We start from the raw sequence: 26,023 nt of genomic DNA on the forward strand, positions 1-26,023 counted from the left end.
TTTGTCGCGTAAACGACTAATTGAATGAACGGAGGGATGAAAATGGATGACTCCGTTTTCCACCGCTTATATGATGAATACCATGACGATTTATTTCATTTTTTAATTTATTTAGTCGGCAATCGGACGGACGCAGAAGATTTATCGCATGAAGTATATATTCGTGTTATGCGTTCATATAAACATTTCCGTGGTCAAAGTTCCGAAAAAACATGGTTATTTGCGATCGCAAAAAATGTCGCAATCGATCATTTCAGAAAGAAAGCAGTTCGCGCAAAATATAATGACGTCCATTTTGATTGGGAAACAGAAACATTGCCTGCAGACGATCGGTTACCTGAACAATGGGTAGCATATAATGAAGAAAAAAGTGAACTTTATCGTTGTTTAAACCGCTGTACGGGAGATCAAAAATTAGTGATTACACTGCGTTACTTGCAACAATTGTCCATTAAAGAGACCGCCACGATTCTCGAATGGACCGAATCAAAAGTGAAGACAACTCAACATCGCGCTTTACAAAAACTAAAGCAGTTGATGAATGCTCCTTCGAATGAAAGAGGTGAGAGCGATGAGTAAACATTATGAAGAAAAAGATTTAGAACAATTACTACAGTCGATGCCTACTGTGAAAGACAATCGTTCGAAAGAGGATTTGTTGAGAAGCTTACAAGGGGATGAACGTATGAGAGGACAACCACCAAAGAAACCGAAAAGCAAATTACCACTTTGGATTGCGCTTGCAGCAGCAGTCATATTGGCAATTTTATCACCATCCATTATTGCGAATATGACGGGGAAAGAACAAGCGGATCAAAAATCAGAAAGTGAAGCGGAAAGCTATATGTCAGAAACGAAATTGAAATTGCAAGAGGAATCATCCGATGAAGCGAATAAGTTCACGATGGACCGAGCGCTCATTGGGAAGTATGCACTTTATGAAGCGGACTTAAAGCAATTTGTTCCATTTCGTCTCGGTTTAGTGAGTGAAGATGCTTTAAGTGTACCCGTATCTATTTTAATTCCGAAACCCCGCGTTTCTTCAGATTTAAAAACGACGACACCGACTTCTTTACAGCTGTATGAACAATATGTGGAGTCGATTGATGAAGAATCTTACCATTTCACTTCGTACCATCCGTATGATGCAACGTTTGAAGAGCAACAAGACATCTTAACGATGCGTATTAATGACATTGAATCTTACAGTGGCTCAAGTGCGATGAGTGAGATTTTCAGCACGACATTGGAACAAACATTTTATGGATATAAAGAATTGATTATGCTTAATAATGAAGGGAAACCAGTAGAATTTGCTCAAGCGGGAGTCATAACTGAACCATTTGCTTTAAATAGTGAATTAAATCGCTACGCTTATTACACATATTCTTATCATGATCACTATTATGTTGCCCCTTCTTTCGGAGCAAAATATAGCACGGTGGAACAAGCGCTAGATGCGATGCGTGAAAAGCCGAACGACTTTTACGATACCGTTATTCCTGAAGGAGTGACATTCACTTTAGAAATGGACCAATCGCGCGTCACAGTATTATTTGATGAAGAGTTAGATTTGAACGACTACACGCTCGATGAAGCGTATCGTTTAATTGAAGGGTTGAACTTAACGGTGAACAATTTTGGAATGGAGTTACAATTGTCGAACATTAAGCAAGGTACTTGGCAAAAGTTCGATTTCCGCCGTCCGTTGCCGAAAGCAGTAAGCGCAAATCCGATTCGCTTTAACGATATTGCAGAATAGACTGAAAATTTAGGTCGAGAAGCTTTACAAAAAAATTATCTTGTTGTACAATAAATTCATAATAAAATATATGATTCATCTTCGGGGCAGGGTGTAATTCCCGACCGGCGGTAAAAAACTCATTCGTTTTAGAGCCCGCGAGCGAAAGCTGATGTGGTGTAAATCCACAGCCGACAGTAAAGTCTGGATGGGAGAAGGTGAAGGTCGAACGTTTTTTCGTGTACGGAATTTTGTGCACATAACGTTTATTTTCTGTACGACAAATCGACTATTCTCCCTTAAAGTGATAACGACTTTAAGGGATTTTTATTTGGCGAACGAAAAAGACCTTTCCTTTATGTGAAGAGAATCGCACAGAGGAGAATATCGCTATGAGAAACACAAAATTACAACGATTGATCATCATCGGTATGTTGAGTGGAGTTGCGACTTTACTTATGAAGTTAAACTTCCCATTACCATTTTTACCACCGTTTTTAAAAATTGATTTCGCTGAAATTCCAGCAGTACTTGCATTGTTAACGCTAGGTCCAGTAGCAGCGATTGGTGTTGAGTTTTTCAAAAATGTCTTTTACTTAATGCTTTCTGGAAGTATTACAGGTGTACCAGTAGGAGAAATTGCGAACTTTACGACAGGTGTTTTATTTTTGATTCCGATTTACTTAGTATATCGTAAAGTATCAACATCAAAAGGATTAACAGCGGGATTGATTGCAGGGACAGTAACGATGGCATTTGGTATGACAGTTTTAAACTATTTTGTATTTTTACCAATGTATACGAAGTTTTTAGGAATGGATGCATTCGTAGGACAAGATTTATACATGTATCTCGTGGCAGGTGTGTTGCCATTTAACTTAATTAAAGGAATCGCGTTAACGCTCGTTATGGTGCTCGTCTTTAATAAAATGAAGCCGTGGATTACAAAACAACAGCGTCAACTACAAATAAAATAATAAGTTAAAGCACGGCGTCTTTCATAAGCGCTGTGCTTTTTATGTCGCTTTTATGCAAAAACTAAAAACAACCTTCTCATATTGAAAAGGTTGTAACGAAATTATTCGTATTTTAATGGGTCGCCTTCGAACGACTCATCTGCAATTTTAATTGAGTCTGTCGGACAGCCATCAAAAGCGTCTTCGAGATCCTCCATGAGTTCTTCTGGTACTTCTTCAGTTCCCGTGTTATCATCTAAAATAACGAAGGCAATCCCTTCATCGTCATAATCATAAATGTCAGGAGCAGCTGCGCCACATGCACCACATGCGATACAAGTATCCTGATCAACGATTGTAAATTTAGACATGTATAATTCTCCTCTTTTCTAGAACGTTTCAAATTAGTTTCAATATCATTCTAAAGCTGTTCTTCAAGTTTTTCAACTTAAAAACTTAAGGAGATGTCAATTAAATGTTACAAATTGAACAACTGATTTTATTTCTTTTTTACAAGATGAACGGTTTGCGTAAAAGAAATGCACCATATTATATATTGACGGGCAAAAAGAGTGGACAGACGATACAAGACGTAAACTTCTACGGACTGCATCGCTTTTTTTATTTGTTTTCTAAAAAAGAATTAGCACATTATGATGAGTGGATTCAACAATTGCTAATGAAAGGATGGCTTATAGAGGACGAGGAAGGCTGGGTAAAGGTTAATGTAAATCCAACGACATTTATGTCAATAGAGAAGCGCGACTGGAATGGGTGGCAATATGAGCGTTTTGAGCAAGTATATTTTGCGCGTCTCAGCTTAGCGATTCAAACATTGAGTTATCGTCATGAGCAAATCAAGCAATTTGATCCTATCGTTCCAGATTTAGCTGTGCAACAATTTATAAGTACTTGGCATCGACAACATTCATTGTATGATGAAAAAATAGTATCTCACCTCCAGCAGGAATTAACCGACCTATTAAAAGCAGAAGAGCAGAAGAATGCATATTTTCCAATTATATTTGTAGAGCGTTTGACGAATCGGCAATTTACGGGTAAAACTTATGAACAACTTGCAGAAAGATTGAAACTAAACGCGTTTGATGTGCGTCTAATAGGGGTAGAGGGAATGCATCGGTTGCTTGATAAATTATTTCAGCAACCTACACATTATCCAATATTACATTCTTTCACACAAGGCTTTCAAAAGAAGTCCCGTACTGTTTTTCTGACAAAAACAGCAGAGCGGACATATGAACTATTTCAACAGCACTATACGTTACAACAAATTGCTGAAAAGCGACGTCTGAAAATAAGCACGATTCAAGATCATTTCATTGAAATTGCTTATACGATAGATAACTTTCCGTATGAGCAATTTATCGATTCTACTTTATTGCAGCAAGTCCGAAAGCAATTAGTCGAGCAAGGTAGTCGTTCTTTGAAGCAATTAAAAGAGCAGTATGATATGTTAAGTTATTTTCAAATTCGTCTCATTTTAACATCTTTGTAAGAGGGGAGTTTTATGGAAAAAGTATTGCAACAATATTTTCACTATTCCTCTTTTCGTCCTGGACAGAAAGAAGTGATTGCCTCGATTGCGCGTGGTGAAGATGTTATCGGATTGTTTCCGACGAGTATGGGAAAAAGTCTCTGTTATGAAATTTTACCCTATCTTCTATCGGGGCGGGTGTTAATCATTTCACCGCTTATTTCCTTAATGGAAGATCAAGTGCGTCGCATTAAACAACGTGGCGAAAAACGCGTCGTTGCTTTAACATCACAATTGACACAAGCGGAACGCCAATTAGTAAAGTCGCAGCTCTCTCAATATCGTTACATTTTTTGTTCGCCTGAAATATTGATGAAAAGTGAATTTGCGACAGCATTACAGTCTTTAACGTACAATGCGATTACACTGGATGAAGCGCATTGTATTTCTCAATGGGGCTATGATTTTCGTCCTGAATATTTACAAGTAGGACAATGGATTCAACAATTATTAAAACGTCCACCGATATTAGCTTTAACGGCAACCGCACATCATGAAACAGTTGAGGAACTTCGGTATTGGTTGAAAATGAAAGAACCTAAAATATTTCGAGGAGAAATGAACCGTCCCAATTTATATTATGATATACGTAAAGTTACGTCGCCATTTGAAATATTGACACAATATGTAGAACAAGTATCAGGTGACGGAATTGTCTACGTTCGAACTCGAAAAAAGGCTGAGGCGTATGCCGAGTATTTTATTCAGCGAGGAATAGCAGCAGCGAGCTATCATGGTGGTATGGACAGGCAAGATCGCTCACTCATTCAACAACAATTTTTGCGCGGAGAGCTCGATTGGATTTTTGCAACGAGTGCATTCGGTATGGGAATCGATAAGCCGGATATTCGCCACGTCATTCATGAATCGATCCCTTTATCGTTCGAGCAGTATGTTCAAGAAGTCGGTCGCGCAGGTCGTGATGGACAAAATGCACGTTGTCTTTTATTATACAAAGAAGCGGACTTAGAAGAGGCACAACTATTTTCGAACAATTATTTGTTGACAAATGAGCTATTTGAGGAGTATAACAGATATCGGTCTGCTTGTAAGTCAGAAGAAGAAGTCATGAAGTTGTTACGAATTGAACCATCTTTTTTAGAAATTATAAAGTTTTATGAAACGCATTATTCTAAAGAAGAAAGGGCTCAACTCATCCGCAAAAATGCCGATAATAAAAAGAGACAGCTTGAATTGATTTTTCACTGGTTAACGAGTGAGGTTTGTTATCGAAATGCTTTACTCACCTATTTTCATAGCGAAGGTGTTTCGCAAGAGCGTTGTTGTTCGAATTGTCATGAAATCGAAGAGCATTTTGAAGATACAGCTGTTAAGGTGAGTAATAGTAGTTGGGAAGAGCGTTTACAGCAAATGTTCCAGTAATCAGCAATAGAGAAAAAGATGTTTGATAGGAGAGTCAAATATGAGTAAAAAAGATTTGAAAGGCGATTTTGAAGAAAATCGTCAAGAGATTGAGATGGAAGATGAACGAGTAGATGATTTACCATCACGTTCTGCCGTACATCGTCGAGGCAAAAAGAAAAAAGGTTCAGCAAGTAACACAATTATTAATATCTTCTTAGTGCTCTTTACGTTAATTCCATTAGGAATCATCACATACATCGCAATTGACTTTTACACAAGTGGAAAAGAAGATCCAGCCAATGTACAAGTAGCGAAAGAAGATGAACAAAAAGGAAAAGACCTCGTCGTAGCGGAAAAAAAAGATCCAGCTAAGGTAGATGTTAATCCGAGTCCGACACCTGTGACACCACCAGAAAACAAAAAAGATTCTGAAAAGGTAGAGCAGACAGATGTGAAGGATAAAGAGCCAAAGCCAGAACCGAAACCAGAGCCAAAACCAGAGCCAAAACCAGAACCGAAACCAGAGCCAAAGCCAGAACCGAAACCACAGCCAAAACCAGAGCCGAAACCACAACCAAAGCCAGAGCCGAAACCACAACCGAAACCAGAACCAAAACCTCAGCCTGAAAAGCCAGCGACAAGTGGAAAGACACATATCGTTCAGGGAGGAGAAACATTGTTCCGTATTTCTATGAATTACTATGGTTCTCCAGATGGTGTGGAAAAAATTAAAAGTGCTAACGGTTTAAGAGATAATAATATTCATCAAGGGCAAAAACTCATTATTCCTTAAAACGGAAATAGAAGCAGAAGCGAGAGGGAAAATTTCTCGCTTCTATTTTTATTTTAAAATATACATGACATAAGGATGTGAGGAAAATTGCTATTGTTTTATATTGGTATTATTTTAGTGGTAAGTGTAATTCTTTTTGGGCGGATGCGCTATGAAGCAACATTATGTCAAGTGTTAAGGCATACCGTCCATTCGTCCAATTCTTCGCAAGACCTCACATTGTTTTTCATTTCAGATATTCATTTCCGCACGCTTCCTAAAAAATGGGTGGAAGAGATGATGAAAGAAGAAATTGACTATGTAATCATCGGTGGAGATTTAGCAGAGCGACATGTCCCAGAAGAGCGGATTATGCATAATTTACAACAATTAAGAAAAATAGCTCCTATATTTTACGTATATGGGAATAATGATCGTGAGATTGGTGAAGAGAGATTGGAAAGAATCTTAAAAGAACAAGACGTTCACGTATTACGTAACAATAGCGTCTGTTTAACTCAGCATTCAGATTGGATGATTTGTGGAACGGATGATCCTTCAACACGACGCGCAGATATTTATCAAACATTAGCGGGATGCAGTGAAGCGAAGGAAGTAATCTTCGTTTCTCATTCCCCGGTATTCTTTAAAAAAGCAGATGAATTAGCAAAAATTCGTTTAAAATTGGCAGGACATACACATGGTGGACAAATTCGTTTTGGCCCGCTTGGACTGCACGAGCGAGGAAGTTTTCAAGTGCGAGAAGGTCATGCTACACTAGTAAGCAATGGGTATGGAACAACGAAAATTCCACTGAGACTCGGTGCACCTGCTGAGACCCATATCATTAAAATTGAACGAATGATTGAGGAGGATTTACAGTGATAGTAGATGTAATTATTATCGGTGGTGGCCCATGCGGTATGAGTGCTGCTATTGAGTGTGAAAATAAAGGATTAACGACGATGATTATAGAAAAAGGAAATGTTGTCAATTCCATTTATAATTATCCAACCCATCAAACATTTTTCAGTTCGAGTTTAAAACTATCGATTGGTGATGTGCCTTTCATTACGGCGAAAGAGCGTCCGAAGCGCCTAGATGCTCTCGTTTATTATCGAACAGTTGCTCAATTGAAAAACTTAAATATCAAAACATTTGAAGAAGTGCTCGATGTTGAAAAGAATGAAGAAGGCTTTTGCGTCATCACAACAAAGGGAGAGTATAAATCGACTTATGTCATTGTAGCGACAGGATATTATGATAATCCGAATACATTGGATGTACCAGGAGCTGATTTGCCTCATGTGCATCATTACTTTAAAGAAGCTCATCCGTATTACGGTTTAGATGTCGTTATTATTGGAGGAAAAAACTCCGCCATCGATGCAGGAATTGAACTAGCACAAGCAGGAGCGAACGTGACGGCTGTCTACCGAGGTGCAGATTATTCACCGAGTGTAAAGCCTTGGGTACTTCCGAGCTTTGAAAGCTTAGTGCGTCATGAAGTAGTACAAATGCATTTCGAATCAGAAGTTGTTGAAATTACAGAAAATGAAGTCTTGATTGATAAAAAAGGTGAACGTTTCTCTGTGAAGGCAGACGCAATATTTGCGATGATTGGCTATCATCCAGATTTCGATTTTATGCGCAAGCTTGGTATTGAAATTGATGATGCTACAGGTTGCCCGACATTTGATGAAGAGACGATGGAAACAAATGTCCCAGGACTCTTTATTGCGGGTGTCATTGCAGCAGGAAATGACGCCAACTCCATTTTTATTGAAAATGGGAAGTTTCACGGCTGTCAAATTGCGAACACTTTAAAAAAATAAGAATACAGGCGACCTCCTCTACAGAACATGGTATAATTTAATTATTGGAGGAGGTCACCCTCATGCTAACATTGCTTACTGTTGCAATCGCTCCAAGCTTAGCTTTATTTAGTTATTTCTATTTGCGACGAGAAATTGCAGAAGAACCGTCCGTCACCTTATTTCAAACATTTGTTTACGGAGCGGTGATGACATTCCCGATTTTATTTATTCAACATGTTTTTGAAGAAGAACAACTATTCCACTCCATTTACTTACAACAAGTTGGCTTTACGAGTTTGTTGGAAGAGTTTTTTAAATGGTTTATTTTATTAATTGCCATCTACAATCATTATGATTTTGATGATGCATATGATGGAATTTTATACGGTGCGAGCATTTCGCTAGGATTCGCAACGGTTGAAAACATTTTATATTTGTTTACCTTCGGGTTGGACACTGCGATGATGCGAGCTTTTTTACCCGTTTCGAGCCATGCATTATTCGGGGTCGTAATGGGCTATTACTTTGGAAAAGCAAAATTTTCAGAGCAGAAGAAAAACGGTTATTTACTCTTAGCTTTCATCGCGCCACTCACATTACATATCGCATATAACTCCATTTTAGCACTGGACCGACTTTGGGTATATTTCATCATTCCTTTTATGCTTTTTTTATGGTGGTTTGGACTTACTAAAGTGAAGCATGCTCATTTACTTGTCAAATTGCAGTATAAGAAAAATTGAAAAACGTATGATTATATTTTTATTGGAAGATGAGTATTTCAGCTCAAAAAAGTTGGAAATCATACTTGGTTCGTGACATAATATACAAAAGAAAATAAATGAGTTAGTGAGGCGAAGATAGAATGAGACTTTCGATAGGGACGAATCTTCAAATCGAGGAAGATTATACGGAAGAAAAAGAAACATTTAGGAGTAGAGTTGTAGATTACGGATCAGAAACCGAAATTTATATTGATTATCCAATTAATAATGTAACGAATCGTACCTCATTCTTTTTGGACGGGACCGAGTTGTACGTGACATTTGTAGATGAACAAAAAATTTCTTATGCATTTCGTTCAAAAGTAATGGGGCGTGTCAAAGGTCAAGTGCCTATGATGAAAATCACTTACCCAGGAGACGATCAGTTAATCAAAATTCAGAGACGTGAGTTCGTTCGAGTAGAAACGAGTGTCGATGTCACCCTAGAAACAGAAAAAGGGGAAAAAGCCCAATTGATTACTTCTGACATTAGCGCAGGAGGAGTCGCTTTAAATATTCGAAATCTCGACTATTTACAAGTGAAGGATATCGTGCAGTTGACACTCGTTTTGCCATTCTTAAAAGCGGGGATCGAATACGGCACTGTCAAAGCTGAAATTGTCCGTATTTGGGAAGATAATGGGCGCAACCTCGCTTCATTCCGCTTTGTCGACATCGATGAACGTTTGAGACAACACATCGTACGCTTTTGTTTCGAGCGTCAATTAGAGCAACGAAACGAACGTCTTGGAATATTATAAGTCGATAAAAGATAATCGTTTATGCTACACTAAAAACGATTATTTTTTATTTAAAAAATGGAGGACAATGACACATGACAGAACGAATTAGTATAGCAATAGATGGTCCTGCAGCAGCCGGTAAAAGCACGATTGCTAAAATTGTAGCAGAATCTTTAGGCTATGCCTATATCGATACAGGAGCGATGTACCGTGCTTTAACATGGAAAGCTCAACAGCAACAGATTGATGTGACAGACGAAGCGCTTCTTGCTGATTTATTACGATCGATCACAATTGAATTGAAACCATCTCCAAAAGGACAGCTCGTCTATGTAGATGGAGAAGAAGTGACAGATGTTATTCGTACGTCGGAAGTGACAAATGCGGTATCTCAAGTTGCAACACATGAATCCGTTCGTGAACGCATGGTCGAATTGCAACGTACGATTGGTGAAGCGGGAGCTGTTGTCATGGATGGCCGTGATATCGGGACAGCCGTTTTACCGTTTGCACAATTAAAAATTTTTATGACTGCATCTGTAGAAGAACGTGCGGAACGTCGCTATGCTGAGAATAAAAGTCGAGGGATTGAAACGCCACTTGATGAATTAAAAAAAGAAATTCGTAAACGTGATCAGTTAGATACAGAACGTGAACATTCTCCACTAGTGCAGGCAGAAGATGCACTATTAATTGATACGACGGGACGCACGATTGAAGAGGTGGCTCGCGAGATTGAACAATTAGCGAAGGAGCGAATCACAAAATGAACTTATACCCTTTAGGAAAAGCTCTCGTATCCATTATTTTTTATCCGCTCTATCGCATTCGAGTCATCGGGAAAGAAAATATGCCGAAAGACAATGGTGTCTTACTATGTTCAAACCATATTGATAATTTAGATCCCCCGACAGTAGGGATTACGAGTCCTCGTTTAGTGAACTTTATGGCAAAAGAGGAACTTTTCGAAGCGCCTATTTTAAAAGGGCTTCTGCCGAAGTTACAAGCTTTCCCCGTTAAGCGTGGTGCGAGTGATCGCCAAGCGATTCGTAAAGCGCTTCAATTGTTGAAGTCTGGTGAAGTGGTTGGTCTTTTTCCAGAAGGAACGAGAAGTACAACAGGCGAATTGGGAGAAGGAATGGCAGGAGCTGGTTTTTTAGCTTTGCGCGGGGAGTGTGATGTCGTTCCTTGTGCAATCATTGGTCCGTATAAACCTTTTAAACGTTTGACGGTCATTTATGGGCAACCGCTTCCAATGAAAGAGCTACGCGAACGTAAGGCATCAGCCGAAGAAGTGACCCAAATCATTATGCAAAGCATACAAAATTTGATCGATACACATAAAAATATCGAAAAATAAGGGTAAATTTTTGTTTTTCTCGTTTGATTCGCCTAAGATAGAGGTAATGTTACTATGAGGAGGACTACATATGACTGAAGAAATGAACTTAAACGAAGTACAAGATTTTAAAGAAGGCGACCGTGTAAACGGTGTCGTAACAAAAATTGAAGATAAATCTGTCGTTGTTGAAGTGACTGGTGCACCGTTCGATGGAGTAATTCCGATTAGTGAACTTTCAAGTTTGCATATCGAGCAAGCATCTGACGCAGTTTCTGTAGGGGACGAGTTGGAACTTAAAATTACAAAAGTAGAAGACGAAAACTATGTCCTTTCAAAACGTCAGATTGATGCAGAGAAAGCATGGGAAACATTAAAACAGCAATTTGAGTCACAAGAAACGATTGAAACCGAAGTGAAAGATGTTGTAAAAGGTGGACTCGTCGTCGATTTAGGCGTTCGTGGTTTCATTCCAGCATCTCTCGTAGAAGATTATTTTGTCGAATCATTCGAAGACTATAAAGGCCGCACGATGACATTTAAAATTGTTGAAATGGACGAAGAGAAAAACCGTCTCATCTTATCACATCGCGCAGTCGTAGAAGAAGAAAAAGAAGCGAAAAAAGGCGAATTGCTTGAAACACTCGAAGCAGGTCAAGTATTGGAAGGTACAGTACAACGCCTCGCATCATTTGGTGCATTCGTTGACATCGGTGGAGTAGATGGACTCGTTCACATTTCACAACTCGCTCACGAACATGTTGAGAAAGTAGAAGATGTTGTAAAAGAAGGCGACAAAGTGAATGTGAAAGTACTTTCTGTCGATCCAGAGCAAGAACGTATATCGCTCTCTATTAAAGAAACGCTCGCAGGCCCGTGGGAAAACATCGGTGAAAAAGTACAAGTCGGTGACGTATTAGAAGGTAAAGTACAACGTATTGTTTCATACGGAGCGTTCGTTGAAGTTTTACCAGGCGTTGAAGGACTCGTTCACATTTCACGTATTTCACACGATCATATCGGCACACCAGAAGAAGTGTTAAAAGAAGGTCAAGAAGTTCAAGTGAAAGTATTGGACGTGAACGAAGCGGATGAACGTTTATCATTAAGCATTAAAGATTTAACAGAGAAACCCGCAGAACAAGTGGAAGAACCTGTTGAATTACCTGAGGAATCAACTGGATTTTCATTCGGTGATGTCATCGGTGACCAATTAAAAAAGCTTTCTGAATAATTCGCTATAGCGACATAGAAAGATGGTGACGCATTTGTGTCACCATCTTTTTCTTATGTTGTGAGAAAAAGATGCAAAAGCCATCGCGCTTCAAGTATAATGTGATAGAAATGTTTTTTGAGGAGGAACGAAATGAATAAGCCAACTGTAGCGATTGTAGGGCGCCCGAACGTCGGGAAGTCCACAATCTTCAACCGCATTGTCGGTGAACGTATTTCTATCGTAGAAGACGTGCCTGGCGTAACGCGTGACCGAATTTATAGCTCTGCTGAATGGCTCAATCATGACTTCAATATGATTGATACAGGTGGAATTGATATCGGAGATGAACCGATTTTAGAACAAATTAAAGCACAAGCGGAAGTAGCGATTGATGAGGCGGATGTTATCATCTTTATGACGAATGGTCGTGAAGGAGTGACGGATGCGGATGAATATGTAGCGAAAATGTTATATAAAACAAAAAAACCTGTCGTCTTAGCAGTAAATAAAATCGATAATTTCGAACAACGTGATTTTATGTATGATTTCTATTCGCTAGGATTCGGTGATCCGTTCCCGATTTCAGGTTCACATGGATTGGGACTTGGAGATCTATTGGATGAGGTAGCTAATCACTTCCCTCATATGGAAGAGGAAATCATTGAAGATGACGTCATTCGCTTCTGTTTAATTGGAAGACCAAATGTCGGTAAGTCATCGCTCGTCAATGCAATCGTCGGGGAAGAGCGTGCGATTGTCAGTGATGTAGCAGGCACGACAACGGATGCGACAGATACCCCGTATGAGTACGAAGGTCAAAAGTACAAAATTATTGATACAGCAGGAATGCGTAAAAAAGGAAAAGTCTATGAAAAAACAGAAAAGTATAGCGTGCTTCGTGCCTTGCGTGCCATTGAACGCTCCGATGTTGTCTTAATCGTTCTCAATGCAGAAGAAGGCATTCGAGAGCAAGATAAGCGCATCGCAGGTTATGCGGAAGAGGCAGGAAAAGGACTCATGTTCGTTGTGAACAAGTGGGATGCGATTGAAAAAGAAACGAATACGATGGATAATTTTACGAAAGAAATTCGTAAACATTTCATGTTTTTAGATTACGCTCCTATTTTATATGTTTCAGCGAAAACAGGTCGACGCGTGACGGATTTATTTGAAATGATTCGCTTAATTAGTGACAATCATGCACTGCGTATTCAGTCAAGTGTATTGAATGAGGTCATTGAAGATAGCATCGCACGCAATCCAGCACCGCAGGAAAAAGGGAAGCGTCTACGCATTTATTACACGACGCAAGTGGCGACGAAGCCACCAACTTTTGTCGTTTTTGTGAACGACCCAAATATTATGCATTTCTCTTACGTTCGATTTTTGAAAAATCGTTTGCGTGAATCATTCGGATTTGAAGGAACACCGATCCGCATCATTACACGCGAACGCTCATAATGAAAGAAAGTAGGGATATTATGGCGAAAGTAGCTGTACTCGGAGCGGGTAGTTGGGGTACGGCGATTGCCTTCGTTTTGGCGAACAATGATCACGATACGGTCATTTGGGCACGTCGAGAAGAACAAGTAGCAGAAATAAATGAACAACATACGAATGCTCGGTATTTAAAAGAAGCGCAACTCCCCCATAATTTACGTGCAACGTCTCACTTGAAAGAAGCGGTTGACGGAGCGGATGCGATCGTTTTAGCGGTACCGACAAAAGCGATGCGCGCGATATTAGCAGATTTGAATACAATAGTGGCAAAACCGACAAAATGGATTCACGTATCGAAAGGGATTGAACCTGACTCGTTGCTTCGTGTTTCAGAAGTGATAGAAGAAGTGTTACGTCCAGAATTAATCGAATCGATTGTCGCTTTATCTGGACCGAGCCATGCAGAAGAAGTCGTTGAAAAAAAACCGACGACAGTAGCTGTTGCCTCTCATTCATTAGAAGCGGCACAATATGCGCAAGACCTTTTTATGAATGAAGCGTTTCGTGTGTATACGAATGATGATATTGTAGGGGTGGAAATTGGCGGTTCTTTGAAAAACGTCATCGCACTCGCAGCAGGTATTACAGACGGAATGGAGCAAGGAGATAATGCGAAAGCGGCGCTTATCACGCGAGGGCTCGCTGAAATGACGAGACTCGGAGTGAAAATGGGAGCGAACCCTTTAACGTTTTCAGGGCTTGCCGGACTCGGTGACTTAATTGTCACATGTACGAGTGTCCATTCGCGCAACTGGAAAACAGGATACGCGCTAGGGCAAGGTCAAACATTGGACCAAATTGAGCGTGAAATGGGCATGGTCATCGAAGGGGTACGCACAGCGAAAGCGACGTATCAACTCTCTAAACTCCATGACGTTTCGATGCCGATTACTGAAGTGTTATATGCGATTTTATTTGAAGGAATCACTTTAGATAAAGGAGTCCAATCTTTAATGGGGCGGATGAAAAAACAAGAAGTAACTGATATTTTTGATGACATGTTTTGAAAGGATGAGAAAATATGAGTCCGTTGGATAAAATGTGGCTATCCTTTTACGGTCTCGGTTTTATGGCGATTTCAATCGGCTTGATTTTATTGAGTCGTCATAAAATCGATAATGGAATTTTACGATTTTTTACGGCTTTAATTGCGTGGGTACTCTTTATTACATCGTTTTTCATCATGGTCTATCTCGTCTTTAATGGACCTACGCCGAGTGCGGGCGTCATCGTAGGTGGTCTACTATGAAACGCATACTACAATTGTTTCTAGCAACTTTCATGCTTGTCATGTTAGCAGCTTGTGGTGGGGGTGTTCAAGAAAGTCCAGAAAGTTTACGTACGCCTTATGATGATCAAATTGAGCTCATGCAACGAGCAGTCGATCAATACCGCGAAAAAACAGGTGGTTTATTGCCGATTAAAACACGTGAAAGCGATACGGATATCTATATTAAATATCCGATTGAATTTTCGAATATCGTTCCGCAATATACAGAGAAAATTCCGATGAACGCCTATGAAAAAGGAGGCGTCTTCCAATATGTCATTTATGATGCGGAAGACAATCCACGTGTAAAGCTTGTCGACATTCGAGCGGCAGAGCGTATACGAGAATTAAATTTACGCAAACAAGTGAACGGTAAGGTACCATTTGGTGATGAAATTGCACCGAATGTTTATAAAATTGATTTTGATGCGATGGGCTTTAAAAAACCTTTGACGGTGCCAAGCCCTTATTCACAATCTCAATTACCGCTAGTCGTGGCAGGAAATGGTCAGTTTTATGTCGATTATTCCATCGACTTAGCGAATGAATTATCGAATACGAAGCTGAATGTTCAAAAAGAAGAAGATATTCGTTATATATTAGCTGAAGCATCTAATGTATTGCCTGCTTATTCTCTTCCGTATCGATTAAACGAAGCAGGAGAGCCTGTTATGCATTACGAAATCACACCACGTACCAGTGAAGAAAAAGCCGAAAACTAATGAAAAGGACCTCATTTTCGAGGTCTTTTTTCAAATTTAATTTAAAAACCGAAAAAACTTTAGAAATGAGCACAAATATTGTTGCACCGCGGTTTCTCTTATGTTAATCTTTGTTTACAGGTTTTATATGAACCCCTTTGAGAGGAGGTGACTGATGTGAACAAGACAGAATTAATCAATGCAGTCGCTCAAAAAACTGAACTTCCGAAAAAAGACGCTGCGAAAGCAGTAGACGCTGTATTCGGAACGATTCAAGAGACACTTGCTGAAGGTGAAAAAGTACAATTAATTGGTTTCGGTAACTTCGAAGTACGTGATCGTGCTGCTCGTAAGGGACGCAACCCGCAAACTGGTAAAGAAATCGAAATTCCAGCGAGCAAAGTACCAGCATTTAAAGCAGGTAAAGCTCTTAAAGATGCGGTTAAATAATAACATAGCGAAAAAAGAGCGAGATGCGCCATTGTTTAAAAAATGGCGCGATACTCGCTCTTTTTTTATTTTGAAACTACTATCTGTACGGGATATGTCCTTTATGCTACTATCTTGAAAGACAGACTTGTTGACATAAACAATATATTGATTTTTTAGGAGGAACATCGAGCGATGACGAATGTAGATTTAAAAAAGATAGAGCAAGCGGTAACGATGATTTTAGAAGCGGTCGGCGAAGATCCAAATCGTGAAGGATTACTCGATACACCGAAGCGCGTTTCCAAAATGTATGCAGAAGTATTTAGCGGGTTGCAAGACGACCCTAAAAAATATTTTGAGACGGTTTTTGATGAAGGACACGAGGAAGTCGTATTAGTGAAAGACATTCCCTTTTATTCAATGTGCGAACATCATCTCGTTCCCTTTTTTGGGCATGCCCATATCGCTTATATCCCAAAAGGGGGAAAAGTTGCTGGTTTGTCAAAATTAGCGCGAGCAGTGGAAGCGACAGCGAAGCGTCCACAATTGCAAGAGCGTATCACATCAACAGTAGCAGATGCGATGGTAGAGATGCTAGATCCGCAAGGCGTGTACGTTGTCGTAGAAGCGGAACACCTTTGTATGACGATGCGCGGTGTTAAAAAACCAGGAGCAAAAACAGTGACGACTGTAGCGCGTGGCGTATTTGAAACAGATGCTGTAAAACGCAATGAAATTTTGACATTTATTCGTTCGTAACGCCTTTGCGAAAGCGTTAAAAATTATGTTATGATTGATTGTGAGACACTGATGAAAGGTGTGGAGGAAATGGCGCAATTAGACTACGTCGTCATTAAAGCAAAAGAAGATGGCGTCAACGTCATCGGGTTAACGCGAGGCAATGATACGAAATTCCATCATACAGAAAAGCTAGATTGTGGTGAAGTGATGATTGCACAATTTACTGAGCACACTTCTGCGATGAAAATTCGGGGACATGCCGAAATTGTCACCGCTCATGGAACGATGGTAAGTGAACCAAAAGAGTCGTGAAAGAAATGGAGAACGAAAGATGAAGAAAACTTGGGTTGAACGACAAATAAATACGTATCATACACGTTTGCAATCCCTCGTCTATGAACGTTCTATCAATGAGGAGCTCGGTGCGCCTGTCGTATCGCCTCTATTCATCTTTTTAACATTATGGCCTCAGTTACAAAAAGAACAACTTGACGAGCAAGCTATGATTCCAGCATTGGCGGTAGGCGCCGCGAAATGTTCTTTCGAAGTGCATGATAATGTCACATTAGATGCAGTAGAGGAGCGAGATCAATTAACGGTCTTAGCTGGGGATCATTATAGTGGAATTTATTATCAAATATTAGCGGAACATCGCCAATTTAAACGAATTGGTCAATTTTCACAAGCGATTATGGCTGTGAATGAAGCGCGAACAACGTATCGATTTGAGCAACAATTAACACCGGAACGTTGGTTGCATTATGTCAAAGAGATTGAGGTGCGCTTGTTAGAGACGCTCTATGAAGACAGTGAACAAGCAGCATATATCCCTTTACTAAGTATCGCTTACTCGCTATATTTACTTCAACAAAATAGCGAAAGATGGGGATTGCAACAACTGTCAGAGAAAGAACGGCGAACGCTCCAACAAAACTTAGAAATACAATTTGAAAATCAAGCAAAGCATTTATCGATGACTGCAAGCGAGCAAGATTTTTGGTTAGGTCGTGTGACAGTACAACAGAAAGAAGGGGAATTCATTGTTATCTAAAGAAGAGAAAGTACACCAAGTGTTTGAAAGTATATCCGAAGATTACGATAAGATGAATTCGGTCATCAGCTTCAATTTACATAAAAAATGGCGTACCGATATGATGGCGAAAATGCGCGTATTTGAAGGCGCAAAAGCATTGGATGTTTGCTGTGGAACAGCGGATTGGACCGTTGCATTAGCAGAAGCAGCAGGACCGACAGGAGAAGTGGTCGGTCTCGATTTTAGCGAGAACATGTTGAGCGCTGGGCGTCCGAAAATCACTCGTTTTCCGAATGCTAGACTCATTCAAGGAAATGCGATGGAACTGCCTTTTCCAGATGCCTCATTTGATTATGTAACGATCGGTTTCGGTTTGCGTAACGTGCCGGACTACGATCAAGTGTTACGTGAAATGTATCGCGTATTAAAACCAGGCGGTATGGCGGCATGTTTAGAAACATCACAACCTGAACTTCCAGTCTATCGTCAGTTGTTCAAGTTTTATTTTAAAAATATTATGCCTTTGTTCGGAAAAGTATTCGCAAAAAGTTATGATGAATACTCATGGTTACAAGAGTCGGCAGACGATTTCCCAGGGCGTAAACAGCTCGCTGAAATGTTTGTGAATGCAGGCTTTCAAGATGTAGCGTATAAAGGGTATAGCGGTGGAGCAGCAGCAGGACATATCGGCTTCAAATATTGAGTGAATAGGGAAGGGAATACCTTGAATAAATTACAAATGATGTCTCTTTATCGAGACTTTCGAAAAGATTTACAATTGATAGAAAAACAATTGGAGCGCTCGGTACGTTCTTCTTCCCCTGTTATTCAAGATGCGTCGATGCACTTACTAAAAGCAGGTGGCAAACGAATTCGTCCGATTTTTGTCATTTTGAGCGCTCAGTTTGGAACGTATGAAGAAGAGAATGTCGCACGTGTAGCGGTCGCTCTAGAATTAATTCATATGGCGTCGCTCGTACATGACGATGTCATCGATGATTCGGATATGCGTCGTGGATTAAAAACAGTAAAAGCGCGCTATGATAATCGAGTGGCGATGTACACAGGCGATTTCATGTTTGCCCGTGCTTTGGAAACGATGAGTGCAATCAGCAATCAACAAATGCATGAAACATTAGCGCAGACGATGCTCGATATTTGTAAAGGTGAAATCATTCAAATGCATGATCAACGTCGAGTTGATCAAAATTTACGAGATTATTTGCGACGTATTAAACGTAAAACAGCACTCTTACTCTCAACGAGCTGTGAACTTGGGGCACGCGTTTCTGGCACTTCTGAAGAGAATATTCGTCGTCTCACACGTTTCGGTTATTTCGCAGGGATGGCTTTCCAAATTGTCGATGACATTTTAGATATCGTCTCTACAGATGCGAAATTAGGAAAACCAGCAGGCAGCGACTTGTTAAATGGTCATTTAACACTACCGACTCTTTATTTGCTTCAAGATGAGAAATTCGTTGGTTATATGAATGCTGCGTTCGATGAAACGTTAACCGAAGAAGAGCGTAAAAATATGTTGCAATACATTCGCCAAAGCGGAGCGATTGAATACGCACAACAAATGAGCGATCGCTATTTACAAAAAGCGATGGACGAAATCGAACCTTTGGAAGAGGGGCGCGCAAAAGATGCCTTTTATCAAATTGCTCACTTCATCGGTCAGCGTAAATATTGATGGATAACAGTTGAAACAAAAGGCTTACAGTGGTACGATAATTGTTGGGTTTTTACATATTGATGAAATGGAGTGTTACACATGGAAAAAACATTTTTAATGGTTAAACCAGACGGTGTTAAGCGTAACTTAATTGGAGAAATCGTTAGCCGTTTTGAGAAAAAAGGTTATAAATTAGTAGGTGCGAAATTAATGCAAATTTCACCTGAACTTGCACAAGAGCACTACGGCGAGCATAAAGAGCGTCCATTCTTCGGAGAACTCGTAGAATTCATCACATCCGGTCCAGTATTCGCGATGGTTTGGGAAGGCGAAAATGTCATCTCAACTGCACGTTTCATGATGGGTGCTACAAACCCTGCTGAAGCGACACCAGGAACAGTGCGTGGAGACTACGCAATTACTGTTGGTGAAAACATCATTCACGGTTCAGACTCACCTGAATCTGCTGAACGTGAAATCGGCTTATTCTTCAAAGAAGAAGAGCTCGTTTAATAACGAATATCTTATACAGTCTCACGGATTCCGTGAGGCTGTTTTTACATACTGAAAGGCAGGTTTCATCCATGTCAGATTATGAACAGTTTATCGAGAAGGTCAAAAGAAAAACACGTATCGACCTTTCTCTTTATAAAGAAGCGCAAATGAAGCGACGCCTTACTTCCCTTTATGAGAAGAGGGGGTACCGTAATTTTACGGAATACTTTGAAGCGATTGATCGGGATTCGGCTTTATTAGATGAATTTTTAGACCGAATGACGATTAATGTTTCTGAATTTTACCGCAACGCGCAACGTTGGAAAGTATTGCAAGATAAAATCTTCCCACAGTTACTTGAAAAAAATAAACGTTTAAAAATTTGGAGTGCAGCATGTTCAACAGGAGAAGAGCCTTATTCATTAGCGATGGTTTTATCAAATCATATTCCGCTACGCGATATTTCCATTCAAGCAACGGATTTGGATAAAGGAGTGATTGAGCAAGCAAAAGTTGGATTGTACGGTGCGCGTTCCATTAAAGAGGTTCCGAAGGACATCGTCGATCGTTACTTCATCAAAGAAGGTACTCATTATCAAGTTGTCGATGAAATTAAACGTACGGTTACATTCCGTCAACATAATTTATTAGAAGACCGTTACGAACCGAATCATGATTTAATCGTTTGCCGTAACGTGATGATCTATTTCACTGAAGAAGCGAAAGATCAAATTTATCATAACTTTTCAAAAGCATTAAAAATTGGTGGTATTTTGTTTGTAGGAAGTACGGAGCAAATTTTTAATCCTGAGCAATACGGTTTTGAAGTCGTCGATACATTTTTCTATCAAAAAGTAAAATAATAAATAGACTGCATAAGGCATATGCCAGAAGCAGTCTATTTTCATATAAAAAGAGGGAATTGTCATTTAGGCATTTCCTCACCTTTGAAAAATGGTATACTACTAATTATATTTAGTTTTAACGCATTAACTTGCTAAAGTAATGCGGATAGAAAGGGGAAAAATTATGCGCTTTTTTACAGCAGGAGAATCACATGGTCCGAAATTAACAGCAATTATAGAAGGTTTACCCGCTCAAATGACAATAACGAGTGAGATGATCGATAAACAATTAAAACGTCGTCAAGGAGGATACGGTCGTGGACGCCGTATGCAAATTGAAAAAGACTTAGTGGAAATTTCAGCAGGTGTACGCCATGGCAAAACATTAGGTTCTCCCGTTGCCCTCACGGTGACGAACGATGATTGGAAACATTGGACGAAAGTGATGGGGATTGAACCGTTAGCGGAAGATATGAACCCTGAAGACATTAAACGTCAAATTACACGTCCGCGTCCAGGACATGCTGACCTTGTGGGCGGAATTAAATATAGCCACCGCGATCTTCGCAACGTCCTCGAGCGCTCGAGTGCACGTGAAACGACGATGCGTGTTGCAATCGGTGCCGTGGCGATGCAATTATTAAAAGAACTCGATATTCAAACAATCGCACATGTAACTGAAATTGGTGGCATTGTAGCAGACCGCACGACGTATGAAAACTTATCAGTAGAGGAACTTCGAGAAAAAGTAGAAGCGAGCCCTGTATACTGCGCGGACGATGCAGCAGCTGAAAAAATGATGCAGGCAATCGACGAAGCAAAAGAGCGCGGTGATACATTAGGTGGCGTCGTAGAAGTTGTCATTACAGGCGTTCCAGCAGGACTCGGTAGCTACGTTCATTACGATCGCAAAATGGACGGTAAATTAGCGCAAGCGATGATGAGTATTAACGCATTCAAAGGAGTGGAATTCGGCATCGGATTCGAAATGGCGAAGCGTTGGGGGAGCGAAGTACACGATGAGATCGCATGGAGCGAAGAGCGTGGATACTACCGTAAATCAAATCGACTCGGTGGTTTAGAAGGCGGTATGACGACAGGGATGCCGATCGTTGTACGCGGAGTGATGAAGCCGATTCCGACTCTTTACAAACCGTTAGAAAGTGTCGATATCGATACGAAAGAGCCATTCGTCGCAACGATTGAGCGAAGTGATCCTTGTGCCGTTCCGGCAGCGAGCGTCGTAGCAGAAAATGTTATCGCAACAGAAATCGCGAAAGCAATCGTGGAACAGTATCATTCAGATACGATTGGAGAACTAGCAGCGCAAGTAAATGCGATGCGTGCGAAAGCGAAGGAGTTTTAATATGGGCGTCTTAACAATTCAATTGCCAAACAAGACATATGATGTCGTCATTGAGCCGAATGGATACGAACGTTTAGCTACGGAATATGCCCCTTTATTAAAAACGACAGATCGCATCGGAATTATTGTCGATGAAACAGTGCATACACTGTATTCAGAACAGTTGAAACGATTTGAACAGTTGCACAATGAAGTGCATACATTCATCGTTCCGAAAGGTGAAGCGTGTAAAACATTAGACGTGTACGGACGTGCACAATCTTTTTTGCTGCAAAAAGGGTTTACACGCAATTCTTTATTGTTTGCCTTTGGAGGAGGAGCGGTCGGTGATTTAACAGGATTTATCGCAGCGACCTTTATGCGAGGGATTCGTTTTATCCAATTGCCGACAACGGTACTGGCCCATGATAGTGCAGTCGGTGGGAAAACCGCGATCAACATGCCAGAAGGAAAAAACATGGTCGGTGCTTTTCATCAACCAGAAGCGGTCATTTTCGATTTGAATATATTTGAAACATTACCAGAAAGAGAATGGCGCTCAGGTATGGCAGAGCTAATTAAACATGCGTACATTTCAGATGCAACGTGGACAGAGCAACTGTTGCAAGATGAACAATTTGTTCAGCCAGCCTTCGATACGTTGGAAGAACAGCTGCTGAAAGGTGTTTCGGTCAAAGCAAAAATCGTTGAAGAAGATACGTTTGAGCATGGAAGTCGTAAGTTTTTAAATTTTGGTCATACGTTCGGACATGCGATTGAAGCGGCGACGAACTTCGGTACGCTCAGTCACGGTGAATGCGTCATGATTGGTATGGCGTATGCCTTACTTTTAAGTGAAAAAGCGTCCACTTTACAACAGGGAGAAGCGAAGAAGTTTATTCAATTTGCAAAACAACAAGGCTATTTATTTGATTCTATTTTCGAATATTCATTTGAAACATTGTATCAATTTATGCAAAAAGATAAAAAAGCATCGTTCGGTACATTGCACTTCGTCATTTTAGAGAAGATCGGTCATCCGAATGTTATGACAGTGGATGAGTCGTTATGTCGAGAAGTGTTCGAGGAGATGCGTCAATTAATCGAGGGGTGAATGGAATGGTAACGAGAGCAATCCGTGGAGCGACCACGGTAGAAGAAGATCGCGAAGAGCTCGTCTTACAGGCGACAGAAGCATTAATTATTGAAATGGTGGAACAAAATGATATAGAGATAGAAGATATCGCATCGGTCATCGTTTCAACGACGCCGGATGTGAATTCTGTTTTCCCTGCACGTGCGATTCGCTCGATAGAAGGTTGGGCGTATGTACCTGTTATGTGCACACATGAAATGGATGTGCCCGGCGCGATTCAAAAGTGCATTCGACTCATGATGCACGTCAATACAAATAAAACGCAGCGTGAGATGGAACATATTTATCAAAATGAAGCCGTTCGTCTCCGTCCAGATTTAGTGAAGGAGGACAAATAAATGATTCCTTACAAAAAAGTGCTCGATACGATGCAACCATATAAGCCGGGTAAACCGATAGAAGAGACGAAAAAAGAATACGGTTTAACGGAAGTGATTAAGCTTGCTTCTAATGAAAACCCATACGGTTATTCGCCGAAAGTAGCAGAATGGTTACGTTCAGAAGCTCAGTTATTGCAATTATACCCTGATGCGAATGCAACGACATTAAAAGAAACCCTTGCGAATAAAAATGGCATAGCGCCAGAACAACTGATCATCGGTAATGGGAGTGATGAATTAATTTCGATTATTTCGCGCTCGATGCTAGATGAAACAAAACATGTTTTAATGGCGACACCGACATTTCCACAATATGTTCACAATGCGAAAGTAGAAGGGGCAACATTTACGGAAATTCCATTAAAAGATGGTCATCACGACTATGAAGAATTTTTGCAAGCAATACAGGACAATACATCAATCATTTGGATTTGTAACCCGAACAATCCGACGGGAAATGTGTTAAATAGCGCAGAACTCGAAGCATTTATCGAAGAAGTACCGAGCGATATTTTGATCGTGTTAGACGAAGCGTATTTTGAATACATTATGGCAGAAGACCATGTCGACTCACTCGAGTGGTTGCCGAAGTATGAGAATATCCTCATTTTACGTACATTTTCAAAAGCATATGGACTCGCAAGTATTCGTGTTGGGTATGGAATCGGACATCCGAGCATGATTGAACAGTTCAATAAAGTGCGCAATCCGTTTAACAACAATACGATGGCACATACGATCGCAAAAATTGCAGTGGAAGATGAAGAGTTTTTACAAAAAAGTAGAAAATTAAACGCAGAACAGCGTGAACGCTTCTATACGTTCGCAAAAGAACAAGGATTAAATATTTATCCATCTGAAACGAATTTCGTATTAATCGAGACGAAGCGAGATGCGAATGAACTTGCAGATGAATTGATGAAGCGCGGTGTGATTGTACGTAGCGGAAACTTACTCGGAACTCCAGGGTATATGCGGGTGACGATTGGAACAGAACAACAGAACGATCAATTTTTTGAAGCGTTCAAACAACTTTTATAAATCGAAAGTGGTAGAGGGATTATGACAATAACAGTAGCAATGATCGGGTTAGGCTTAATTGGAGGTTCGTTAAGCTTAGCTCTCCAAAGAAACGAAAATATTCACGTCATCGGTTTTGATCGTCGTTATCAAACGACGGATGAGGCATATCGCCGTTCTATTATCGATGAAATTGCGCCGAGCGTACGCTATGCGATAGAGCGTGCGGATATTGTCATATTCGCTACACCGGTCAATACGACTGTGAAGCTCTTACGAGAAGCGGAGCATTGGACATTTCGTGACGGTGTGATTGTTACGGATACTGGCAGCACGAAAGTTCCCATTATGGAAGCGGCAACTCCATTAGTTGAACAAGGAGTTACATTTATCGGTGGGCACCCGATGGCGGGATCTCATAAAAGCGGAATCGCAGCGGCAAAAGAATTACTATTTGAGAACGCATATTACGTCTTGACCCCTTATGATGATAAACAAAAGATGGGTATTGAAACATTGCGTGAGCTTTTACAGCCAACAAAGGCGAAAGTCGTCGTACTTGACGCATATAAACATGATCGGATGACCGCGATGGTGAGCCATTTTCCACATGTCATCGCATCGAGTCTTGTCGATCGTTTAGCAGAGGAAAAAGAAGAAGAACCGTTCGTTGCGAAATTAGCAGCTGGTGGATTTCGAGATTTGACACGCATCGCATCCGCAGATCCGAAAATGTGGCGTGATATTACATTGCAAAATCGCTCCGAATTGCTCAGACAAGTGGAGTATTGGATGACATCGATGGAAAATGTCCGGGACATGATTGAACGAGCGGACGGGGAAGAAATTTTAACTTTCTTTAATCGGTCTAAAAAAGTGCGCGACGGTTTGCCTTCAACCTTTGCTGGGGCTACTCAAGGTGCACTGTATATGACTTTCGATTTGCATATTGATATCCCAGACCATCCGGGGTCGATTGCGGAAATTACGAAAGTGCTTGCGGATCATGAAATTAGTATTACGAATATTCGTATCGTCGAAACGAGAACGGACGTGTACGGAATTTTAGTCGTCAGTTTCCAAAATACAGACGATCGTCGCAAAGCTCGTGAAGTATTGGAAGAAGAGACGGATTATAGCATGCACATTATTTAGT

31 protein-coding genes and 1 riboswitch are annotated in these 26,023 nt (G+C 40.4%); of the genes, 30 read left to right on the top strand and 1 reads right to left on the bottom strand.

From position 1 onward, the window contains the following. The first annotated feature begins 42 nt into the window (after positions 1-42). The 3 genes from IRY55_RS01655 (at position 43) to IRY55_RS01665 (ending at position 2,718) form a co-directional block, all read left to right on the top strand. A complete protein-coding gene (locus tag IRY55_RS01655; RefSeq protein ID WP_194561516.1) occupies positions 43-579 on the top strand; it encodes an RNA polymerase sigma factor SigX in 537 nt (178 codons plus the stop codon). Beyond that, the gene (locus IRY55_RS01660) at positions 572-1,762 is read left to right on the top strand and encodes a hypothetical protein (protein ID WP_194561517.1); all 1,191 of its coding nucleotides are present in this window, start codon (positions 572-574) and stop codon (positions 1,760-1,762) included. The genes IRY55_RS01655 and IRY55_RS01660 overlap by 8 nt, the downstream gene beginning before the upstream one ends. Before the next feature lie 73 nt (positions 1,763-1,835). Then, a riboswitch (FMN riboswitch) is annotated at positions 1,836-1,965 on the top strand. Positions 1,966-2,133: 168 nt separating this feature from the next. Continuing rightward, entirely contained in the window at positions 2,134-2,718 is a 585-nt protein-coding gene (locus tag IRY55_RS01665) for an ECF transporter S component (RefSeq protein ID WP_194561518.1), read from the top strand. A 101-nt stretch (positions 2,719-2,819) separates the two neighbouring features. On the opposite strand, the gene IRY55_RS01670 is transcribed toward IRY55_RS01665, so the two are convergent. Continuing rightward, positions 2,820-3,068 carry a ferredoxin gene (locus tag IRY55_RS01670; protein WP_194561519.1) on the bottom strand — a complete coding sequence of 83 codons (249 nt, stop codon included), beginning with the start codon at positions 3,066-3,068 and terminating at the stop codon, positions 2,820-2,822. Positions 3,069-3,172: 104 nt separating this feature from the next. On the opposite strand from IRY55_RS01670, the gene IRY55_RS01675 reads away from it, so the two are divergent. The 27 genes from IRY55_RS01675 to IRY55_RS01805 all read left to right on the top strand — a co-directional run bounded on the left by IRY55_RS01675 (position 3,173) and on the right by IRY55_RS01805 (position 26,022). Further along, the gene (locus IRY55_RS01675) at positions 3,173-4,213 is read left to right on the top strand and encodes a helix-turn-helix domain-containing protein (RefSeq protein ID WP_194561520.1); all 1,041 of its coding nucleotides are present in this window, start codon (positions 3,173-3,175) and stop codon (positions 4,211-4,213) included. Between the two features lie 12 nt (positions 4,214-4,225). Then, on the top strand, positions 4,226-5,635 hold the full coding sequence (locus IRY55_RS01680) for a RecQ family ATP-dependent DNA helicase (RefSeq protein ID WP_194561521.1): 1,410 nt from the start codon (positions 4,226-4,228) through the stop codon (positions 5,633-5,635). A gap of 40 nt (positions 5,636-5,675) precedes the next feature. After that, on the top strand, positions 5,676-6,410 hold the full coding sequence (locus IRY55_RS01685) for a LysM peptidoglycan-binding domain-containing protein (protein ID WP_194561522.1): 735 nt from the start codon (positions 5,676-5,678) through the stop codon (positions 6,408-6,410). Positions 6,411-6,497: 87 nt separating this feature from the next. After that, positions 6,498-7,274 carry a metallophosphoesterase gene (locus IRY55_RS01690; RefSeq protein WP_194561523.1) on the top strand — a complete coding sequence of 259 codons (777 nt, stop codon included), beginning with the start codon at positions 6,498-6,500 and terminating at the stop codon, positions 7,272-7,274. Continuing rightward, positions 7,271-8,224, top strand: a complete 954-nt coding sequence (locus IRY55_RS01695; RefSeq protein ID WP_328799599.1) for a YpdA family putative bacillithiol disulfide reductase — start codon at positions 7,271-7,273, stop codon at positions 8,222-8,224. The genes IRY55_RS01690 and IRY55_RS01695 overlap by 4 nt, the downstream gene beginning before the upstream one ends. Positions 8,225-8,286: 62 nt before the next feature. Then, positions 8,287-8,949: a glutamic-type intramembrane protease PrsW gene (prsW, locus tag IRY55_RS01700; protein ID WP_194561524.1), complete on the top strand. Its 663-nt coding sequence runs from the start codon at positions 8,287-8,289 to the stop codon at positions 8,947-8,949. 122 nt (positions 8,950-9,071) lie between these two features. Beyond that, complete coding sequence (locus IRY55_RS01705) at positions 9,072-9,731, top strand: flagellar brake protein (RefSeq protein WP_194561525.1); 660 nt, start codon at positions 9,072-9,074, stop codon at positions 9,729-9,731. 74 nt (positions 9,732-9,805) lie between these two features. Beyond that, complete coding sequence (cmk, locus tag IRY55_RS01710; RefSeq protein WP_194561526.1) at positions 9,806-10,483, top strand: (d)CMP kinase; 678 nt, start codon at positions 9,806-9,808, stop codon at positions 10,481-10,483. Beyond that, positions 10,480-11,073, top strand: a complete 594-nt coding sequence (locus IRY55_RS01715) for a lysophospholipid acyltransferase family protein (protein WP_194561527.1) — start codon at positions 10,480-10,482, stop codon at positions 11,071-11,073. The genes cmk and IRY55_RS01715 overlap by 4 nt, the downstream gene beginning before the upstream one ends. Before the next feature lie 70 nt (positions 11,074-11,143). Then, a complete protein-coding gene (rpsA, locus tag IRY55_RS01720; protein ID WP_194561528.1) occupies positions 11,144-12,286 on the top strand; it encodes a 30S ribosomal protein S1 in 1,143 nt (380 codons plus the stop codon). Between the two features lie 132 nt (positions 12,287-12,418). Continuing rightward, positions 12,419-13,729, top strand: coding sequence for a ribosome biogenesis GTPase Der (der, locus tag IRY55_RS01725; RefSeq protein WP_194561529.1), 1,311 nt, complete (start codon positions 12,419-12,421; stop codon positions 13,727-13,729). 20 nt (positions 13,730-13,749) lie between these two features. Continuing rightward, on the top strand, positions 13,750-14,775 hold the full coding sequence (locus IRY55_RS01730) for an NAD(P)H-dependent glycerol-3-phosphate dehydrogenase (RefSeq protein ID WP_194561530.1): 1,026 nt from the start codon (positions 13,750-13,752) through the stop codon (positions 14,773-14,775). A 14-nt stretch (positions 14,776-14,789) separates the two neighbouring features. Next, positions 14,790-15,017 (top strand): DUF2768 domain-containing protein, encoded by a 228-nt coding sequence (locus IRY55_RS01735; protein ID WP_194561531.1) that lies wholly within the window; start codon positions 14,790-14,792, stop codon positions 15,015-15,017. Beyond that, a complete protein-coding gene (locus IRY55_RS01740; RefSeq protein ID WP_194561532.1) occupies positions 15,014-15,760 on the top strand; it encodes an LptM family lipoprotein in 747 nt (248 codons plus the stop codon). The genes IRY55_RS01735 and IRY55_RS01740 overlap by 4 nt, the downstream gene beginning before the upstream one ends. A 156-nt stretch (positions 15,761-15,916) precedes the next feature. Beyond that, positions 15,917-16,189, top strand: coding sequence for an HU family DNA-binding protein (locus IRY55_RS01745; protein WP_194561533.1), 273 nt, complete (start codon positions 15,917-15,919; stop codon positions 16,187-16,189). A 174-nt stretch (positions 16,190-16,363) separates the two neighbouring features. After that, positions 16,364-16,930 carry a GTP cyclohydrolase I FolE gene (folE, locus tag IRY55_RS01750; protein ID WP_194561534.1) on the top strand — a complete coding sequence of 189 codons (567 nt, stop codon included), beginning with the start codon at positions 16,364-16,366 and terminating at the stop codon, positions 16,928-16,930. A 69-nt stretch (positions 16,931-16,999) separates the two neighbouring features. Further along, on the top strand, positions 17,000-17,224 hold the full coding sequence (gene mtrB, locus IRY55_RS01755) for a trp RNA-binding attenuation protein MtrB (RefSeq protein WP_194561535.1): 225 nt from the start codon (positions 17,000-17,002) through the stop codon (positions 17,222-17,224). Positions 17,225-17,243: 19 nt separating this feature from the next. After that, positions 17,244-17,963 carry a heptaprenyl diphosphate synthase component 1 gene (locus IRY55_RS01760; RefSeq protein ID WP_194561536.1) on the top strand — a complete coding sequence of 240 codons (720 nt, stop codon included), beginning with the start codon at positions 17,244-17,246 and terminating at the stop codon, positions 17,961-17,963. Continuing rightward, entirely contained in the window at positions 17,953-18,648 is a 696-nt protein-coding gene (locus IRY55_RS01765) for a demethylmenaquinone methyltransferase (protein ID WP_194561537.1), read from the top strand. Before IRY55_RS01760 ends, IRY55_RS01765 begins: the two co-directional genes overlap by 11 nt. Positions 18,649-18,669: 21 nt before the next feature. Continuing rightward, complete coding sequence (locus IRY55_RS01770) at positions 18,670-19,644, top strand: polyprenyl synthetase family protein (RefSeq protein WP_194561538.1); 975 nt, start codon at positions 18,670-18,672, stop codon at positions 19,642-19,644. A gap of 81 nt (positions 19,645-19,725) precedes the next feature. Further along, positions 19,726-20,139 (top strand): nucleoside-diphosphate kinase, encoded by a 414-nt coding sequence (ndk, locus tag IRY55_RS01775; RefSeq protein WP_194561539.1) that lies wholly within the window; start codon positions 19,726-19,728, stop codon positions 20,137-20,139. Between the two features lie 71 nt (positions 20,140-20,210). Next, positions 20,211-20,984 carry a CheR family methyltransferase gene (locus tag IRY55_RS01780; RefSeq protein WP_194561540.1) on the top strand — a complete coding sequence of 258 codons (774 nt, stop codon included), beginning with the start codon at positions 20,211-20,213 and terminating at the stop codon, positions 20,982-20,984. Positions 20,985-21,150: 166 nt separating this feature from the next. After that, positions 21,151-22,332, top strand: coding sequence for a chorismate synthase (gene aroC / locus IRY55_RS01785; RefSeq protein ID WP_194561541.1), 1,182 nt, complete (start codon positions 21,151-21,153; stop codon positions 22,330-22,332). 1 nt (position 22,333) lies between these two features. After that, positions 22,334-23,425 (top strand): 3-dehydroquinate synthase, encoded by a 1,092-nt coding sequence (gene aroB, locus IRY55_RS01790; protein WP_194561542.1) that lies wholly within the window; start codon positions 22,334-22,336, stop codon positions 23,423-23,425. A gap of 5 nt (positions 23,426-23,430) precedes the next feature. Further along, a complete protein-coding gene (gene aroH, locus IRY55_RS01795) occupies positions 23,431-23,805 on the top strand; it encodes a chorismate mutase (RefSeq protein WP_194561543.1) in 375 nt (124 codons plus the stop codon). After that, complete coding sequence (gene hisC / locus IRY55_RS01800) at positions 23,806-24,888, top strand: histidinol-phosphate transaminase (RefSeq protein ID WP_213086633.1); 1,083 nt, start codon at positions 23,806-23,808, stop codon at positions 24,886-24,888. Positions 24,889-24,909: 21 nt separating this feature from the next. After that, complete coding sequence (locus IRY55_RS01805; protein ID WP_194561544.1) at positions 24,910-26,022, top strand: prephenate dehydrogenase; 1,113 nt, start codon at positions 24,910-24,912, stop codon at positions 26,020-26,022. Position 26,023: the final 1 nt, after the last annotated feature.

Origin of the sequence: Savagea serpentis, from assembly GCF_015351395.1 — a bacterium.
Lineage (GTDB): Bacteria > Bacillota > Bacilli > Bacillales_A > Planococcaceae > Savagea > Savagea serpentis.